The sequence below is a fragment of the Bacillus cereus group sp. BfR-BA-01379 genome (assembly GCF_022663605.1).
GTDB lineage: Bacteria > Bacillota > Bacilli > Bacillales > Bacillaceae_G > Bacillus_A > Bacillus_A mobilis.
On the sequence record NZ_JAKUFT010000009.1, the window covers coordinates 17,490 to 34,187 of the forward strand.

The window sequence follows — 16,698 nt, forward strand, 5'->3', positions numbered from 1 at the left end:
TTATAATGATATATAGATAGTTATATGTTATTCTTTTCCTTGATTGTATTGGAAATGGAAAGAAGGGGAATGTATGTTAGACGTGAATATCCGTTCTGCCGGATATGATATAGGGGAAAAGACAATTCATGATATTGCCTTTTCGATTGAAAAAGGTGAATTAGTTGCACTTATTGGTGCGAATGGTGCTGGGAAGAGTACGACGATTAAAACAATGCTAGGTTTACTTGTAAATATGAATGGTGAAATATCATTCGGTGAAAAAAAGAACCCTTATGCATATGTGCCGGAGCATCCGACATATTATGATTATTTAACGCTCTGGGAACATATTGAACTATTAATGGCTGCTCGCGAGAATGAGGGAGGAAGCTGGGAAAGGAAAGCTGAAGAATTATTACATATGTTTCGAATGGATAAACATAAACATGAGTATTTATCAAAGTTTTCAAAAGGAATGAAACAAAAATCGATGCTCATTTTGGCGTTTTTAACTGAACCAGATTTTTATATCATTGATGAACCTTTTATCGGCTTAGATCCAGTAGCTACGAAAGAGTTTTTAAGTTATTTATATAAAGAGAAAGAACGCGGTGCAGGAATTTTACTTTGTACGCACGTATTAGATACAGCTGAAAGAATTTGTGAGAGATTTTTACTCATTTCACAAGGTACATTAGTCGCAGATGGACATTTAGAATCTATCCAAAAGTTAGCTGAAATGCCAGGGAGTTCATTATTAGACTGTTTTGATGTAATCGTTAGGCGTGAACAGCATGATTAAACAACAATTTTATAAAAGATTGCGCCATGAAATGGGGCGTAAATGGAAGTCCATACGTTCTATAACTGATTGGACAGTTGCACTATATATTATTATCCCAGCACTTATATTTATAGGAATTTATTATCGTTCACTATGGATAGAAGAATTATCGATGGGGGAGACCGTTTATTTCGGATTAGGTCTACTTGTATTTTATGTGATTACATATTCAAGAGGAGTTCGCTCATTTTTTGAACAAGCGGATAGTTTGTTTTTAATTTCGTACCCTGCTCACATGCAAAAGTTAATGCAGTACGGTATGACATATACGTTTATTCGAATAGCGATAACGAATGTAGTGGTAGTAGTTGCTATGTTACCAGTGTTGATGAAAAGTATCGGAGTGACGAAGATACAAGTCGTATTATTTTGGTTATTATTTACAGTATTTCGATTTATGTTGTCGTTATTAACGAGATTTATTCATGTACGAGTGGGGAAACGATGGCTACTCTGGATTATAAAAAATGTAATATCTTCTATAAGTCTATCCTTTTTTGGATTGAGTCTGTTTCTTATTTATAAAAATCCATTTTATGCTATACCAAGTATCGGTCTAGCAATTTTTCTAATTATCGTATTGATAAAAGAAAAACGAAATTATAAAAATTGCTTTTTTAAAGAAATTGAGAAAGAGAAAGAAGAGAGTATGCGCTGGACGAGTGGGATTATGCAAGTTGGTGGTCATACAGCTAAACCGAGTAGTTCGAATAAAAAACCGTGGATGTTTCCACGTTCTAAAAAGTTATTAGGGAAGAAAAAAGATTCTCGTATTGTTGAATCCTTTTTAAAAGAATTTTTCCGTACAAGTAGTGCACGAATATTTTATATTCAAATTGTTTGTATAAGTACTGTTAGTATTATCATGAGTCCGAGGTGGATTGCAGCTATTATTCTTGCATTTGCTTTAGTTGGAATTTCTCGTTATGCGCGCGATTATTGGAATGAATTTACGAAAAAAATGTTTCTTCATTTATATTGTGATGAAGGGAAATTACTATTGTTAAGATGGAAGGCAGATCGCTATTTATTACTTCCAGTACTACTTTTGTATGGAATAGTGATCCTTTCTCATTTTTATTTATTACCAGCTGTAATTGCCGGGGTTATTTTCATAGTATGGATTGGTTGGATTGTATTTTTACCGTAGAAAAAGAGCCTAAAAACGGCTCTTTTTAATCTGTTACACATTGATAAAGAAAATATACTAAAACGAGTATGCTTGCGGCGGAATACATGACATCTAAAGTCATCTGATTGCCTCCTCATTGTTGTTGTATTTATATTGTATGAAATCTTACAATTTCATATTCAAGTGAAAAATATGTGAACGTTAACAAAATTGTAAAGTGCAAAAATTACAATCATTTTGTATAATAGAAGAAACAACCGTTATATAAAATATAATGAGTGAAAGGGAGGGAACATAAATGCCAAATTGGTTTAGAAAAACCTTAGTCGCATTAATTACCGTATTTACATTTGGTTTAGTGACGCCTCCTTCCATATTGCTTGATAATGCCAAAGCTGCGGATAAGCCTACGAGTACAGCTGGGCAACAAAATTTGGAGAGTACGTCCTATACATATGAAGAAACGAATGACAGGTTAACCACCGATACTTTTATTACTTATGCAATGCTAGAAGCAGAGAAGCAGTCGATGCAAAAGTTTGGCACTAAAATTGGTCCAGTAATTGAAGATGAGTTTAAAGATGTAATATTACCGAAAATTGAAGAGGCAATTGCTGAGCTTGCAAGTGATGTACCAGAGGAGTCATTACAATCATTAGCGATTTCTCAAAGGCCAGCTGGCGGAAATAATGAAAAGATTTTTCATGTGTATGACACGAAATCAGGAAATGACTTATTGCGATTTCATGTAAGAAGAGATCATCCACCGCAAGATGGTTATTATTTTAATTTCCACTATCACCGTTTTGATGATGGGTACTCAGGACACCATGAATTAGGAAATATTTATTGGAATACGAATGTACCGCCAAAATGGCTTTCTTAAAAGAACAAGAGAAAATCTTGTTCTTTTTTATTTTTGTAGAAGGGTAAGACAACTATGGTGTTGAATAAGATAGGTTTAGAAAAAAAGAAGCAAAGGGAGTATGGGAATGCAAAAGTATATTGTTTTTGACTTTGATGGCACATTAGTAGATTCACAAAATATATTTGTACCAATTTATAATCAACTTGCTGAAAAGCACGGATATAAATCGGTAAGGAAAGAAGAAATTGAGTATTTACGTAAACTAACGATGCCAGAGAGATGCAAACAACTCGATGTACCACTGTATAAACTACCGATCTTAGCACTAGAGTTTTATAAATTGTATCAACCTGCTATAAAAGATCTCGTTTTGTTCCATGGGATGAAGGATGTTTTAGATGAACTACATAAAAAAGGCTATGGAATTGCAGTCATATCCTCGAACTCAGAAGAGCACATTCGGGCATTTTTACACAATAATGATATAGAAAATATTCAAGAAGTGTATTGTTCAAAAAATTTGTTCGGGAAAGATAAAATGATAAAAAGGTTTTTAAAATCCAAAAAGATAACAGAGAAAGATATGTTATACGTTGGTGACGAACAGCGAGATGTAGCAGCATGTAAAAAGGCCGGGGTGAACGTAATTTGGGTATCTTGGGGGTATGATGTTATTGAAACAGTGAAAAAAGATGCACCAGATTATACGGTCAATACACCGATGGAAATTGTGCAAGTAGTACAAGGGGTGTATTCTTAATATGAATATACTTCGAGCTGGTATTCATCATATTGAATTTGGGGTAGCAAATTAGAGGAGTCCATTTCTTTTTATGATATGATTTTTTCCATAATTGGATGAAGAAAGGTAAATATAGTATCATATAGTACGGGAGAAAGTGAAATGTATTTTAAGGAAGTAGACGAGGAAATCGTAAGTACTTTAGGGCCTAGATAACAAGCTATTCATAGAGAAGTAGCGTATAGACCAAATGTAGAAATATAAGGGGAATAAAAATGAAAACTATTACAGCATGGCAAAACAATATACAGATAGTAAAAGATGCAGTTAATATTGAAGAAATTTCTAAAGGTTTCTCTCCTGATAAGAAATATATAGTTACGACAATTGATAATGAAAAATATTTGTTACGGATTGGCGATATACAAGAGTATGAAAGAAGGAAAATCGAATTTCAAATTTTAAATGAAATGATAAAACGTAACGTACAGGCACAAAGGCCGATTGAAATAGGTATATTGGAAGAAGAAGGTGTATATAGTATTTTCTCATATATAGAAGGGGAAGATGCGAAGAAACTATTGCCTACGTATTCACCAAAAGAACAATATGAGATTGGTATAGAGGCAGGAAAAGATTTAGCAAAAATGCATACATATGAAGCTCCTGAGGATATTCTTCCATGGTATGAAAGAGCAATGAAAAAACACCAAAAATATGTAGAGGCATATAAAACATGTGGAATAAAAATAAAAAATGATGATAAAATCATAAAGTTTATAGATGAAAATGAAATATATGTAAAGAACCGTCCAAATCGATTTCAACACGATGATTTTCATTTAGAAAATATAATTGTGCGAGATGGGAAATATGTAGGTGTTGTTGATTTTAATGGCTATGACTGGGGCGATCCACTTCATGATTTCGTAAAGATTGCACTATTTGCAAGAGACATTAGTATTCCTTATTCAATCGGACAAATAGAAGGCTACTTTAATGGGAAAATACCAGAGGAGTTCTGGAATTTATATGCGGTATATGTTGGCATGACGGTTTTCTCATCAGTTGTCTGGTCATTACGAGCAGCACCACATATGTTAGATGATACGTTAGAACGCCTTACTATCGTTTTAGAGGATCATAAAAACTTTGAGTTATTAAAGCCAATTTGGTTTCAACCAGAAAAGATTGATATGAAATAGAAAAGGTAGGTGTGATTCACATCTACCTTTATTTTTTACCATTCTTCGTTTTGAAGCAGTTGTAATGCTAACTTTAAATCTACATCTTCTTGTATATGTTCCGGAGTCCACGGGATATGTATATGTGGTTGTATACCAATTCCAGACATTCCTTTGCCTTTATCTATACTAGAAAGCCGTGAAGTAGGATAGTAAAGAGCGAATGTATCAGCCCATTCCATCACTGCTAAATTAGAATAATCATTTAAACCAGCAGTCGGACGACCTATTACTTTTACTTTCAATGATTTTTTTGCAACTTCTACAAAAGAATCACCAGAACTTCCACATGTAACATCTGTTAATATAACTACTCTATTAGGTGATTTTCTTCCGTGTATTTTTAATGATTGAAGTTCTTTTGGTAACTCAGAAGTATCAAATGTAACGAATCCTTTTTTATAATTCTTTTTTAAATCTTGAATAAATATATCAGTGAATAATTTGGAAAGTTCGTCTAAAGAATCGTAATCTTCCATTTCGATGTCTTTCATACGTAAATGAAAGTTTCGTTCCGTATGATTCAATTGCATTGTATCTGAAGAATCTAAAAGGGAGATCTCTTTGTCTTCAAATAAGTAAGGAAGTAATTTGAAAAATGCATCATCACTTCCACCACGATTTAAACGCACATCAATAATTAAGTTCGGAAAAGAATTAAGCTCATTTTTGTGTGAGTCTAATAATGTATTAATAGCTTCAGTATTTGCGAAATCAGTCAAAGTAATTAAGAGTGTGTCTTTATTATGCTCTTTAAATGAATAAATAGGCGTGTATTCATTTTGTTTATACTTTTGTAAAGTAATGGTTTCGGTTATTCCATCTTCATCTATAAGTGTACAAGTTGATGATTGTAATAAAACATAATCCCATTTTTCACGTTCATATGTATTCTCATTTAAATACTTCTTATATTTTATTAATAACTCAGGAATTTTCATATTATCTAATGCTAGAATAGATTGCCCTTTTTTCACTCTTATTTCTTGTGAAGTGGATGTAATATATAGGCGATCTTCGTATCTTTTCACTTGGAAGCCAACACTGTTAAGAGGTTGATTGTTAGAGTACATTTTGAAAAACATATGATTATCTTTAAAGTCTAGTAAGTAATCACGCACAATTTCAGTAAATTGTACTGGTGTTAGTTCTCCAAGTTTCTCTAGTTTCTCAACTGTATGTAAATAAGTAGCGGGATCGTCCCATCCTTCCTTATCTAAACAGCCTGAATAATCGTGATGAGTAATCGAAACAACTTCTTTAAAAATTTCTGTGTACATAGTTTTTCCTCCTTATAATTTAATTAGTTGAATAAAAGAATTCTGTGTTTTATATGTATTATCCTTTATTTTGATAGGGGTTTTATTACAAACATTAGGAACGAAGAATGTTTATTACAAAGCTATTTATAGGAAAGGGGTTGATGAGATAGCAGAGCTTCTTGCTGTTAATAATGTGAAATTTATCCGAAGTCATATTGAAATGAATTATTATTCGGATGAGGACTATTCGATTAATCTTTATAACCCTAATGGAATTATATATCGAATGTGGAAGTAGAAGGAGAAACTTGACGTCTCTATTATAATAAAAAAAGGGGGTGGGTTATTGAAAGTCAGGCAAGGTAAATATGAAGAAATAAAATTACGTGATAGAATTCCAGGAATGGTTGAATACATAGAAGATACGATGTTTCCTACTGATTTTCACTATTATATTCCTCCTCACTGGCATAGAAGTATTGAAATTAGCTTAGTAGTTAATGGAGAAGTATTTTTGTATGTAAATGGGCAAAAAAAGAAAGTATCTGCTGGCGAATTTATTTTTGTAAATAGTGGAGATGTTCATGAATTTGAAAAAGTAGAGAATACAAGTTGTGCAGTAATGATGTTAATTATTTCATATGAATTTCTTAAAGAGGTAAATGAAGATTTTGATAAATATAGATTCAATATAGTGGAATCCATCGTTCAGAAAACGAATCTTAGGCAAATATTTTATGAATTAAAAGAGTTAGTCATACATTCTGATGATTTAAGTTACATAAAAATTAATAGTTTAATTTATGAAATTGTTTATATTTTATTGCGATATTGCAAAGTTGGAGAGAATATAGACAATAATTTTCAACTTGGAAATAGACAGAAGGAAATGATTACGTATATTTACAAACATTATAATGAAGAACTGAAACTAAAAGATGTGGCTAAACATTTTTTTGTAAGTGAAGAACATTTTTCACGCATGTTCAAAAAATCGTTTGGATCAAATTTCACCACTTTTTTAATGAGGTATAGGCTTTATAAGGCTTATGAAGATATTATTAGAAGTACAAGTTCTGTACAAGATATAGCAGTAAAACACGGATTTCCAAATATAAAATCGTTTATTTCACAGTTTAAAGATAAATATGGATATACACCATTACAGTATAGGAAGAAATTCATATCAAAAAATGACAATAATTCAATCAAATATGAACAACAATAAAAAAACGTTCCATGTTACATTTTGTACATGGAACGTTTTTAATTTAATAATAACAATGAAGTAAGGTTTAAAGGGAATTTATATAATCTCTAAAAATGAAAACGCTTAAAATAAGAGAGGATGAATACTGGATGACTAGAAAGTATGACTTAACCCTTTTAGAAAAAATACAAGAAAAACAAGAAAACATTAACTTACAGGGAGCAAAAATCTTAGTAAAAAACATACCAGATTGTGATGAAAAAGGTGCTATGGATCCACGTCTTTATAAGGATATGAAGGTTCAAATGAATGTAATGAGATTTATGCCTAAAAATATGATGAAAATGGATGCTTCTGAAAAATCAGTAAAGAATATGAGGAAACAATTTAATGCGATTAAAAGTGTTCCCATTGTCACTCAAGATATTAATATTATGCATCAAACTGTGAAAGCTGAAGATGGATTTGATATTCCGATAAGAATTTATAATAGTAGTTCAAAACGAGAGAATGCACCAATTCTATACTTTATTCATGGTGGCGGATTTATGGCAGGATCACCAGATGTGGTTGAAGAGCTTGTGAAATTGATAGTTGAGAAAATAGATGTACTAGCCATTTCTGTCGATTATCGATTAGCTCCGGAAAATCCTTTTCCAACTGGGCATACAGACTGTTATACAACTTTAAAGTGGATTTATGAGAATGCTGACACATTGGGCGGCGATAAGAATAATATCTTTGTTGCGGGTGATAGTGCTGGAGGTAACTTAACGCAATATTGTACGACTAAAGATAGGGAAGAGGGTAGAAATCTCGTTAAAGGACAGCTACTTCTATATCCAACACTTAATATGTGTGACTTTGAAGATGAATTTTATTCTTGGAGTATAGATAAATATGAAATCGCTCCAAAGTATAAAAAAGGATTAGAAAAAATGCTTACTATTATGCATTCAATGGTTGGAGGTATGTCAGAAGTACTTGGTACGAAAGAAATTAATTCTAAGTATTTAAGCCCATATGTTGATGTATCACCAAGTTATCCAAGTACATTTATTACAGTAGGAGAGCATGATTTCCTAATGATAGAATGTTTAGCTTATGCAGCTAAATTAACTAACAGAGGAGTGGATACCGAAACAGTCCTTTATCGAGGATTAGGGCACGCTTATGGAGATAACGTAGGTGTTTATCCTCAAAGTGAAGATTTAGCAATTGAAATGGGGAATTTTATATTAAAGCATAGTGAAAAGTAGGGAGAATGATGAAAAATAAAGGGAAGCGAAAGCTTCCCTCTATTAAAATAACTATTTAATTTTAGTGAATGTAAGAGGTTGAGTACTTAGCATTGCAGGTACATGCAATTGAAGAGATGGGAATTCTCCACTCACATTCATTTCATATGCAAATAATAGATTCATTTTTGTTTGGAACAAGTCAATTGGTGCGGAGAATACGTCGTAATGATGATGCCCTAATTGAATATCCATCTCCATAAATTGTACATATAACGAATCATCTCGTTTGTTTACTTGTAATGTCCCATAAGCAGGATGTTCAAATGTACCAGTGTAGTCCTCTAACTTGTGAGAAGGTGTAGTCCCTTTCGTTTGTTCAGGGATGGATTCGGTTGCTTCTTTCATCATTTCCTTCATTTTTTCACTATCTTCTACAGCACGTTTATGCCAGTCGATGGACTCTAATCCGAGTAGTTCGTCGTAAATTTGGTTTGCTAGGTAAATAGGAAGTAATGTACCTCCAGCATTCGTCAATAAAACAAGACCTACATTTTCATTTGGCATGAATGAAACAAACGCTGAAAATCCATCGATATTACCGCCGTGATGAATCATTTTATAACCACGATAAGCGCTAATAAACCAACCAAGCCCATAACTATTTAATGGAGATTCAGGAAGTGATAAAGCTGGTTGATCTGGAATTGAATTATGTGGTGTAAACAGTTGTTGTAATAATTCAGGGGAGATTAGTTCATGATCTCCAAATTTCCCTTTGTTTAAGTGAAGAAGTATCCAATTTGCCATATCTTCAATTGTAGAATTAATACATCCAGCAGCACCAACTGTATCAATATTATGGAATGGAACTTCTTTTATTTCACCCTCATTTTCAACGTAAGGTAATGCGTAATTGTCTGTATTTTGTGAGTCTGTAACAGAGAAGTTTGTTTGATCCATATTTAAAGGCTCTAAAATATGTTCTGTAACATATTGTTCCCATGTTTGATTCGTAATGTTTTCTACAATATAACTAATTGTCGCATACATTAAGTTGTTATAAAGAAATGCTGTACGGAACGGAGCATCAAGTGATAAATGTTTTATTTTTTCTACTATATCTTTTCGAGTTAAAGAAGAGCTGTACCAAAGAGCATCATGACGACTTACCCCAGTGCGATGAGAAGCTAAGTCTCGTCCTGTAACTTGTGAGCTAGCAAGTAGTTCTGATAAAGAGAAGTTAGGTATATAAGACTGGACAGGACTATCCCAATTAAATTTTTGTTGTTGTGCTAATAAACTTAATGAAAGTGTGCCAAAAGCTTTCGTTGAGGAACCAATTGCGAACCGAGTACTCGGTGTAACAGCCTCTTTTGTCTCTATATTACGATAGCCGAAACCTTCTGAAATAATAACTTCACCATCTTTTATAACAGCTACAGCACAACCAGGAACATGTAAATCCTTCATCATTTTTTCAACCGTTGTTTGTAAAGAAGTCATAACAGGAGTTTCAATTTTAGACATACTTCTAACCTCCAAATATAAATTTTGTTCTACCGCACTATACTTTCGGTAATAGAAAATGAAAACCTTTTTAATTATGGAAAGTTAATAATTTTGTAAGAATTAATGAAATGAAATTTTATTAATCAAGATTATTAAATTCACTGTTTTTCATGTTATGATAAATTTCATATAAGATTGAAAGAAGGTTTTTCTACATATGAAACATGCTGAATATGAATACTTAAATTTATGCCGCCATGTAATGGAGCATGGTACGAAGAAAGAAGATCGTACAGGGACAGGCACTGTATCTGTATTTGGATATCAAATGCGTTTTGATCTAAGTAAAGGTTTTCCTTTATTAACGACAAAGAGAGTACCGTTTCGCCTAGTAGCAAGTGAACTGCTTTGGTTTATGAAAGGTGACACAAATATTCGCTATTTATTGCAGCATAATAATAACATTTGGAATGAATGGGCATTTAAGAGCTGGGTAGAAAGTGACGAATATACTGGTCCTGATATGACTGATTTCGGTCTTCGCTCACAACAAGATGAGGAATTTAAAGTACAGTACGATGAGCAAATGGAATTGTTTAAAAAGAACGTTTTAGAAGATGATGATTTCTCAAATAAATATGGATATTTAGGAGACGTATACGGAAAGCAGTGGCGTGCCTGGAAAACAACAGCTGGTGAGACGCTTGATCAATTAAAAGATGTAATTGAAATGATCAAAAAAACACCGGACTCACGACGTCTAATTGTTTCTGCTTGGAATCCTGAAGATGTACCAAGTATGGCATTACCTCCTTGTCATACGTTATTCCAATTTTATGTAGCGGATGGCAAACTTTCTTGTCAGCTATATCAAAGAAGTGGGGATATATTCCTTGGAATTCCATTTAACATTGCAAGCTACTCGCTACTAACACATTTAATTGCACATGAATGCGGACTTGAAGTAGGAGAATTTGTTCATACAATTGGAGATGCTCACATTTATACGAATCATTTTGAGCAAGTAGAAAAGCAATTGGCACGTGAACCACGTCCATTCCCGAAACTTACATTAAATCCAGATGTGAAATCTGTGTTTGATTTTGAAATGGAAGATTTAACGATTGAAGGATATGATCCACACCCAGCAATTAAAGCACCGGTTGCAGTATAATTGTAGAGGAGATGAAAAGATGATTGTTTCATTTATGGTTGCAATGGACGAAAATAGAGTAATTGGTAAAGATAATAATTTACCTTGGCGATTACCAAGTGAATTACAGTATGTAAAGAAAACAACGATGGGTCATTCACTTATTATGGGTAGAAAGAACTACGAAGCGATTGGTAGACCACTACCTGGCAGACGTAATATTATTGTAACTCGTAATGAAGGGTATCATGTTGAAGGTTGTGAAGTAGCACATTCTGTAGAAGAAGTGTTTGAACTATGTAAAAATGAAGAGGAAATATTTATTTTTGGTGGAGCTCAAATTTACGATCTCTTTTTACCTTATGTAGACAAGTTATATATAACAAAAATCCATCATGCATTTGAAGGAGATACATTCTTCCCAGAAATAGATATGACAAATTGGGAAGAGATTTTTGTAGAAAAAGGTTTAACGGATGAAAAAAACCCGTATACGTATTATTACCACGTATATGAGAAACAACAATAATAAAAAAGATTGATGTGAGAATTCGCATCAATCTTTTTATTTATATTCACCAATATAAGTTTATAGATGAGATTCGATAGTGCTATAATGATAGGTAGCATGTAAAAAATGCTAAAATTTGCAAAAGTACTAATATAGAAAGAGGAGGAGAATGGATTGAGAAAGATATGGGGGATTCTTTTTCTTTGCTTAACATTCATGTTAGTTGGATGCGGTAAAGAAGAAAAACCACAAGAAGCGTTTGATACATATGTAAAAGCATGGAATAAACAAAAATTTGCAGAAATGTATGATCAATTATCAGAAAAGGCAAAAAAAGATATTTCAAAGAAAGAGTTCACTGAGAAATATGAAAAAATTTATTCTGGCATTGAAGTGAAAGATTTAAAAGTAGAAACAGGGGAAGTAAAAGAAGATAAAAAAGATGAAGGCCCTGTTCCTTTTAAAGTAAGCATGGATACAGTTGGTGGTAAGATCACTTTTGGCCATGAAGCAAAAATGGTGAAAGAAAAAGATGGAGATAAAGAATCTTGGAAAATAGATTGGACTCCTGATTTTATATTCCCAGGGATGACAAAAGATAGTAAGGTACGTATGCAAACGACAGAACCAAAACGTGGAGAAATATATGACCGTAACGGTAAATATCTTGCGGTAAATGGTAAAGCCTCTGAAATCGGAATGATTCCTGAACAGTTAGGGGATGCTGCTCCGCAAACGAAAGAAACGGTAGCGAAGTTACTAAATATGTCTGTCGAAGAAATTGATCAAAAACTAGCAGCTAAATGGGTAAAGCCAAATTACCTTGTACCAATGGGAATATTGCCTGAAGGAGCAACACAAAATACGTACATAGATTTACCGGGTGTTGCAACAAAGCCAGTAAATGTTCGCTCATATCCATTAGGAGAAGAAGCAGCACATCTTACTGGCTATATTGGAAAAGTGAATGCTGAAGATTTAAAAACGCTTCAAAAGAAAGGCTATCAAGCTGATGATCCAGTAGGTAAAGCTGGTTTAGAGCAAGTACTGGAAGAAAAGCTACGCGGTAAAAAAGGTGGTCGTGTCTTCGTAGAAGATGCGCAAGGAAAAGAAATTAAAAATTTAGCAAAAACAGAAGCTGTTGATGGAGAAAATGTAACTTTAACGATTGACAGTGCAGTTCAAAGCGAAATTTATAATGAAATGAAAAATGAGGTAGGGTCAAGTGCAGCAATTAATCCAAAGACTGGAGAAACACTTGCACTTGTGAGCACGCCAGCTTATAATCCTAATACTCTCACAAGAGGGGCATCAAAAGCGCAACGTGATGCAGTAAATAATGATCCGAAGAAACCGATGACAAATCGATTTACACAATTATCAGTTCCAGGATCTGTATTTAAGCCTATTACAGCTGCAATCGGTCTTGAAACGAAAACAATTGATCCAAAAGAAGAGTTGAAAATAGAAGGATTGAAATGGACAAAAGATTCTTCTTGGGGTAACTATTATGTAACACGTGTGAAAGATGCAAATCCGATTGATTTTGATAAAGCAATGAAATACTCGGATAATATTTATTTCGCACAAGAAGCTTTGAAAATTGGAAAAGATAAATTTATGAGTGAAGCAAAAAAATTCGGATTCGATGAGAAACTACCAATTGAATATGGATTCCCAGCTTCTAAAATCGCAAATGATGGTATTAAAAATGATATTCAAATGGCAGACACAGGTTATGGACAAGGACAAGTATTAATGACGCCACTCCATCTAGCATTAACGTACGCACCAATTGTTAATGATGGAAACATACCTTCTCCATATATTATTAAAACAGATAAGCAACCGAAAGTTTGGAAAGAGAATGTCATTTCAAAAGGCAATCAGGATATATTAAAAACTGCTATGACGAAAGTAATTAATGATCCAGATGGTACTGGGAAAATTGCTAAAATTGATGGTAAGACGCTTGCTGGAAAAACAGGTACAGCGGAATTAAAAGTATCAAAAGAGGCCGAAGGAAAAGAACTAGGCTGGTTCGCTGCATTTGATTTAAATTCACCAGATATGGTCATTACAATGATGATTGAAGATGTAAAAGGTAGAGGCGGAAGTAACATTCCAGCTGAAAAAGTGAAACATGTTTTTCAAAAATAATATGTAAAAAAAGGCTATCTCTATCATTTGTAGAGGTAGCCTTTTTATATGTAAGAATTCTTAATATCTGCATACTGAATTTTAGAGAAGCAAAATAAATCATTAACTTACGAAAAAAAAGTAGCTATTTTTTATTGACATTGATTAAAACTTTTTGTATTATACTTACATAAGGTAAGTTATTAACTTTTAAAAAACAAATCTTGAATTAAAGATAAAGAGAGAAAAGGGAGAGAATACAATGACAAAAGTACTATTTATTACAGCAAATCCAAATTCAGCAGAAGGTTCTTTCGGAATGGCAGTAGGGGAAGCTTTCATCGAGGCTTATAAAAACGAGCATCCACAAGACGAAGTTGTAACAATTGATCTATTCAATACTACTGTACCAGCAATCGATGCAGATGTATTTGCTGCTTGGGGTAAATTTGCAGCAGGTGAAGGCTTTGAAACTTTAACGGAAGCTCAACAACAAAAAGTAGCAGCAATGAACACAAACTTAGAAACATTTATGCATGCAGATCGTTATGTATTCGTAACTCCAATGTGGAACTTTAGCTACCCACCAGTAGTAAAAGCATACTTAGATAACTTAGCAATCGCAGGTAAAACATTCAAATATACTGAAAATGGTCCAGTTGGCTTATTAGAAGGTAAAAAAGCACTTCACATTCAAGCTACAGGTGGCGTGTATTCTGAAGGAGCATACGCAGCTGTAGACTTCGGTCGCAACCACTTAAAAACAGTATTAGGATTTATCGGTGTAAATGATACTGAATATATTGCAGTTGAAGGTATGAATGCAAACCCTGAAAAAGCACCAGAAATTAAAGAAGCAGCAATTGCTAATGCTCGTGAATTAGCAAAACGTTTCTAATATAGAATGCTTAAAAAGTCCGAACACTTGATGTTTGGACTTTTTTTCTTCTTTTTCCTTCGTTTGTCTAGTATAATGAAGGTCGGAATGATAATAGGTGGGGGTTCTGTATGATTCAAACTTTTTTTAAAATCTTTTATTTAATTTTAATTGTAATTGCGATTACACCGAGAATGTGGCGTCTTAAAAGACAAGTAAATACGATGTCGCCACAAGAAAAAGATAATGCTGTGTACAAAACGACAAATTGGTTTGGTAAGAAAATGGTACGTGTAGCTGGAGGGACAGTAGAAGTGAAAGGGCTTGAAAATGTTCCGAAAGACAAGCCGGTACTAGTTGTAAGTAATCACCAAAGTAATATGGATATCCCTGTTTTACTAGGTTACTTAAATAAACCAATTGGATTCGTGTCAAAAGCAGAGATTAAAAAGTTCCCAGTTGTACCAACTTGGATGGAACTTATGAATTGTGTATTTATGGATCGAAGCGATCGTCGTCAATCTCTTAAAGCAATTAAAGATGGAATCGAACTATTAAAGAATGGACATTCTATCGTAATTTTCCCAGAAGGAACGAGAAGTAAAGGTGGCGAAGTTGGAGAGTTTAAGGCTGGTAGTTTCCATCTTGCAGTAAAGTCAGGTGTAGCAATTTTACCTGTAACGTTAGATGGTACATATAAGATGTTTGAAGCGAATGGAAATCGTATGAAGTCAGCTCATGCAACAGTAACAATTTCTAAACCGATTACACCTGAAGATTATGCGAATATGGATATTAAAGAATTAACGAAGTATACACAGGAAGTTATCGCATCACAATTACATAAGTAATAAAAAAGGTTTCAGCTTATAGTAAGCTGAAACCTTTTTTATTATGCTGTAGGTAAGACATAAAAGAGTACACAGAAGAACATCATCGCACTACCACCTAAAACGAACAGGTGCCATATGGCATGGTTGAAAGGTAGCTTTTCCCAAAGGAAGAATATAGCTCCGACAGAATATAAAATTCCGCCTGCTAAAAGTAGTGAAAAACCATGTCCAGTTAGATTTTCATAAAGTGGTTTAATGGCAACGATTATGAGCCAGCCCATAATGATGTAACATAAAGTTGATGCCTTTATAAAGCGACGTACAAAGAAGATTTTGAAGACGATACCTCCGATTGCAAGTGTCCAAATTATAGCAAGCAATGTCCATCCTAATGGGCCACGAAGTGTAATAAGTAGAAAAGGAGTATACGTGCCAGCAATCAATAAGTAAATGGCTGAATGATCTAAAATAGTAAATATTTTTTCTACTTTAGGATGATGAATGCTATGTAGCAATGTTGAAAACAAGTACAGTAAAAACATGCTTACACCATAAACAGTAAATGCGACTACAGCTGATGCGGTACCGTGCTTAGAAGCATGAATAATCAATATGATTAAGGCAGGGATGCTTAAAATGGCACCGATACCATGTGTAATTGCATTTGCAATTTCTTCTTTTACAAATTGGGTCATTCGTGTCATTTTTTCAGTCATAATGCAAATCCTTTCTACTATCATAAAATAATATGTCATTTCCCTTACCATATCATACACAAGAGCAATAGAAAATGAAATTTGTATAATTGATTATATTTTTGAATTTTTTTGACAAAAGGCAATGGTTTTGTTGACGTTTTCAAACTTTTTTGACAAAATAAAATTATGCAATAGTAGGACAAGGAATCTACTAATAAAGGGGATGGAGAAATGTTTTCAAATATTGGCTTTCCAGGATTAATTTTAATTTTAGTAGCTGTACTTATTTTGTTTGGACCGAAAAAATTGCCGGAAATCGGAAAGGCTTTAGGGGAAACGTTAAAAGAATTTAAAAAATCAACGAAAGAATTGACTGATGATGCATTTCAAGAGAAGGAAAAGAAAGAAAAAATGTAATGAATTTTCCTCGAAATGGATAAATAAAGTGTGGTG

General features: G+C 33.4%; 16 protein-coding genes and 1 pseudogene. 14 read left to right on the forward strand and 3 right to left on the reverse strand.

Translation table 11 applies throughout. The annotated features are described in order from the left end of the window. The first annotated feature begins 73 nt into the window (after positions 1-73). The 6 genes and pseudogenes from MR113_RS05410 to MR113_RS05435 all read left to right on the forward strand — a co-directional run bounded on the left by MR113_RS05410 (position 74) and on the right by MR113_RS05435 (position 4,773). Positions 74-784, forward strand: coding sequence for an ABC transporter ATP-binding protein (locus MR113_RS05410; RefSeq protein ID WP_061679524.1), 711 nt, complete (start codon positions 74-76; stop codon positions 782-784). Next, a complete protein-coding gene (locus MR113_RS05415; protein ID WP_242251975.1) occupies positions 777-1,976 on the forward strand; it encodes an ABC transporter permease in 1,200 nt (399 codons plus the stop codon). The genes MR113_RS05410 and MR113_RS05415 overlap by 8 nt, the downstream gene beginning before the upstream one ends. A 280-nt stretch (positions 1,977-2,256) precedes the next feature. Further along, a complete protein-coding gene (locus tag MR113_RS05420; RefSeq protein WP_098095935.1) occupies positions 2,257-2,844 on the forward strand; it encodes a YpjP family protein in 588 nt (195 codons plus the stop codon). Positions 2,845-2,950: 106 nt separating this feature from the next. Then, on the forward strand, positions 2,951-3,586 hold the full coding sequence (locus tag MR113_RS05425) for an HAD family hydrolase (protein ID WP_242251977.1): 636 nt from the start codon (positions 2,951-2,953) through the stop codon (positions 3,584-3,586). 1 nt (position 3,587) lies between these two features. Next, positions 3,588-3,781 (forward strand): annotated as a pseudogene (locus MR113_RS05430) (VOC family protein); the annotation flags it as partial. A 62-nt stretch (positions 3,782-3,843) separates the two neighbouring features. Further along, complete coding sequence (locus MR113_RS05435; RefSeq protein WP_242251985.1) at positions 3,844-4,773, forward strand: aminoglycoside phosphotransferase family protein; 930 nt, start codon at positions 3,844-3,846, stop codon at positions 4,771-4,773. A 35-nt stretch (positions 4,774-4,808) separates the two neighbouring features. Here MR113_RS05435 and MR113_RS05440 read toward each other — a convergent pair whose 3' ends face one another. Further along, positions 4,809-6,092, reverse strand: a complete 1,284-nt coding sequence (locus MR113_RS05440) for a S41 family peptidase (protein ID WP_242251987.1) — start codon at positions 6,090-6,092, stop codon at positions 4,809-4,811. Between the two features lie 328 nt (positions 6,093-6,420). Between MR113_RS05440 and MR113_RS05445 the strand changes: the two genes are divergently transcribed. Next, the gene (locus MR113_RS05445) at positions 6,421-7,302 is read left to right on the forward strand and encodes an AraC family transcriptional regulator (protein ID WP_242251989.1); all 882 of its coding nucleotides are present in this window, start codon (positions 6,421-6,423) and stop codon (positions 7,300-7,302) included. Between the two features lie 131 nt (positions 7,303-7,433). Next, positions 7,434-8,543, forward strand: a complete 1,110-nt coding sequence (locus MR113_RS05450; protein ID WP_242251992.1) for an alpha/beta hydrolase — start codon at positions 7,434-7,436, stop codon at positions 8,541-8,543. 51 nt (positions 8,544-8,594) lie between these two features. Here MR113_RS05450 and MR113_RS05455 read toward each other — a convergent pair whose 3' ends face one another. After that, a complete protein-coding gene (locus MR113_RS05455) occupies positions 8,595-10,052 on the reverse strand; it encodes a serine hydrolase (RefSeq protein ID WP_242251994.1) in 1,458 nt (485 codons plus the stop codon). 199 nt (positions 10,053-10,251) lie between these two features. Between MR113_RS05455 and MR113_RS05460 the strand changes: the two genes are divergently transcribed. The 5 genes from MR113_RS05460 (at position 10,252) to MR113_RS05480 (ending at position 15,565) form a co-directional block, all read left to right on the forward strand. Beyond that, positions 10,252-11,208, forward strand: a complete 957-nt coding sequence (locus MR113_RS05460) for a thymidylate synthase (protein WP_002085878.1) — start codon at positions 10,252-10,254, stop codon at positions 11,206-11,208. A gap of 19 nt (positions 11,209-11,227) precedes the next feature. Further along, positions 11,228-11,716, forward strand: a complete 489-nt coding sequence (locus MR113_RS05465; protein ID WP_242252002.1) for a dihydrofolate reductase — start codon at positions 11,228-11,230, stop codon at positions 11,714-11,716. A gap of 156 nt (positions 11,717-11,872) precedes the next feature. Further along, positions 11,873-13,858: a penicillin-binding protein 3 gene (pbpC, locus tag MR113_RS05470; protein ID WP_242252010.1), complete on the forward strand. Its 1,986-nt coding sequence runs from the start codon at positions 11,873-11,875 to the stop codon at positions 13,856-13,858. 241 nt (positions 13,859-14,099) lie between these two features. Then, on the forward strand, positions 14,100-14,735 hold the full coding sequence (locus MR113_RS05475) for an FMN-dependent NADH-azoreductase (RefSeq protein WP_016081785.1): 636 nt from the start codon (positions 14,100-14,102) through the stop codon (positions 14,733-14,735). A gap of 110 nt (positions 14,736-14,845) precedes the next feature. Next, the gene (locus tag MR113_RS05480) at positions 14,846-15,565 is read left to right on the forward strand and encodes a lysophospholipid acyltransferase family protein (protein WP_242252014.1); all 720 of its coding nucleotides are present in this window, start codon (positions 14,846-14,848) and stop codon (positions 15,563-15,565) included. Between the two features lie 41 nt (positions 15,566-15,606). On the opposite strand, the gene trhA is transcribed toward MR113_RS05480, so the two are convergent. Further along, positions 15,607-16,263: a PAQR family membrane homeostasis protein TrhA gene (gene trhA, locus MR113_RS05485; RefSeq protein ID WP_000136889.1), complete on the reverse strand. Its 657-nt coding sequence runs from the start codon at positions 16,261-16,263 to the stop codon at positions 15,607-15,609. Positions 16,264-16,476: 213 nt separating this feature from the next. Here trhA and MR113_RS05490 point away from each other — a divergent pair, with 213 nt between their 5' ends. Continuing rightward, positions 16,477-16,662 (forward strand): twin-arginine translocase TatA/TatE family subunit, encoded by a 186-nt coding sequence (locus MR113_RS05490; protein WP_000492443.1) that lies wholly within the window; start codon positions 16,477-16,479, stop codon positions 16,660-16,662. The last annotated feature ends 36 nt before the right edge of the window (positions 16,663-16,698 follow it).

Coding starts and splice junctions, on each gene's coding strand:
- MR113_RS05410 (WP_061679524.1), top strand. CDS start 74: ATGTTAGACGTGAATATCCGTTCTGCCGGATATGATATAGGGGAAAAG.
- MR113_RS05415 (WP_242251975.1), top strand. CDS start 777: ATGATTAAACAACAATTTTATAAAAGATTGCGCCATGAAATGGGGCGT.
- MR113_RS05420 (WP_098095935.1), top strand. CDS start 2,257: ATGCCAAATTGGTTTAGAAAAACCTTAGTCGCATTAATTACCGTATTT.
- MR113_RS05425 (WP_242251977.1), top strand. CDS start 2,951: ATGCAAAAGTATATTGTTTTTGACTTTGATGGCACATTAGTAGATTCA.
- MR113_RS05435 (WP_242251985.1), top strand. CDS start 3,844: ATGAAAACTATTACAGCATGGCAAAACAATATACAGATAGTAAAAGAT.
- MR113_RS05440 (WP_242251987.1), bottom strand. CDS start 6,092: ATGTACACAGAAATTTTTAAAGAAGTTGTTTCGATTACTCATCACGAT.
- MR113_RS05450 (WP_242251992.1), top strand. CDS start 7,434: ATGACTAGAAAGTATGACTTAACCCTTTTAGAAAAAATACAAGAAAAA.
- MR113_RS05455 (WP_242251994.1), bottom strand. CDS start 10,052: ATGTCTAAAATTGAAACTCCTGTTATGACTTCTTTACAAACAACGGTT.
- MR113_RS05460 (WP_002085878.1), top strand. CDS start 10,252: ATGAAACATGCTGAATATGAATACTTAAATTTATGCCGCCATGTAATG.
- MR113_RS05465 (WP_242252002.1), top strand. CDS start 11,228: ATGATTGTTTCATTTATGGTTGCAATGGACGAAAATAGAGTAATTGGT.
- MR113_RS05475 (WP_016081785.1), top strand. CDS start 14,100: ATGACAAAAGTACTATTTATTACAGCAAATCCAAATTCAGCAGAAGGT.
- MR113_RS05480 (WP_242252014.1), top strand. CDS start 14,846: ATGATTCAAACTTTTTTTAAAATCTTTTATTTAATTTTAATTGTAATT.
- trhA (WP_000136889.1), bottom strand. CDS start 16,263: ATGACTGAAAAAATGACACGAATGACCCAATTTGTAAAAGAAGAAATT.
- MR113_RS05490 (WP_000492443.1), top strand. CDS start 16,477: ATGTTTTCAAATATTGGCTTTCCAGGATTAATTTTAATTTTAGTAGCT.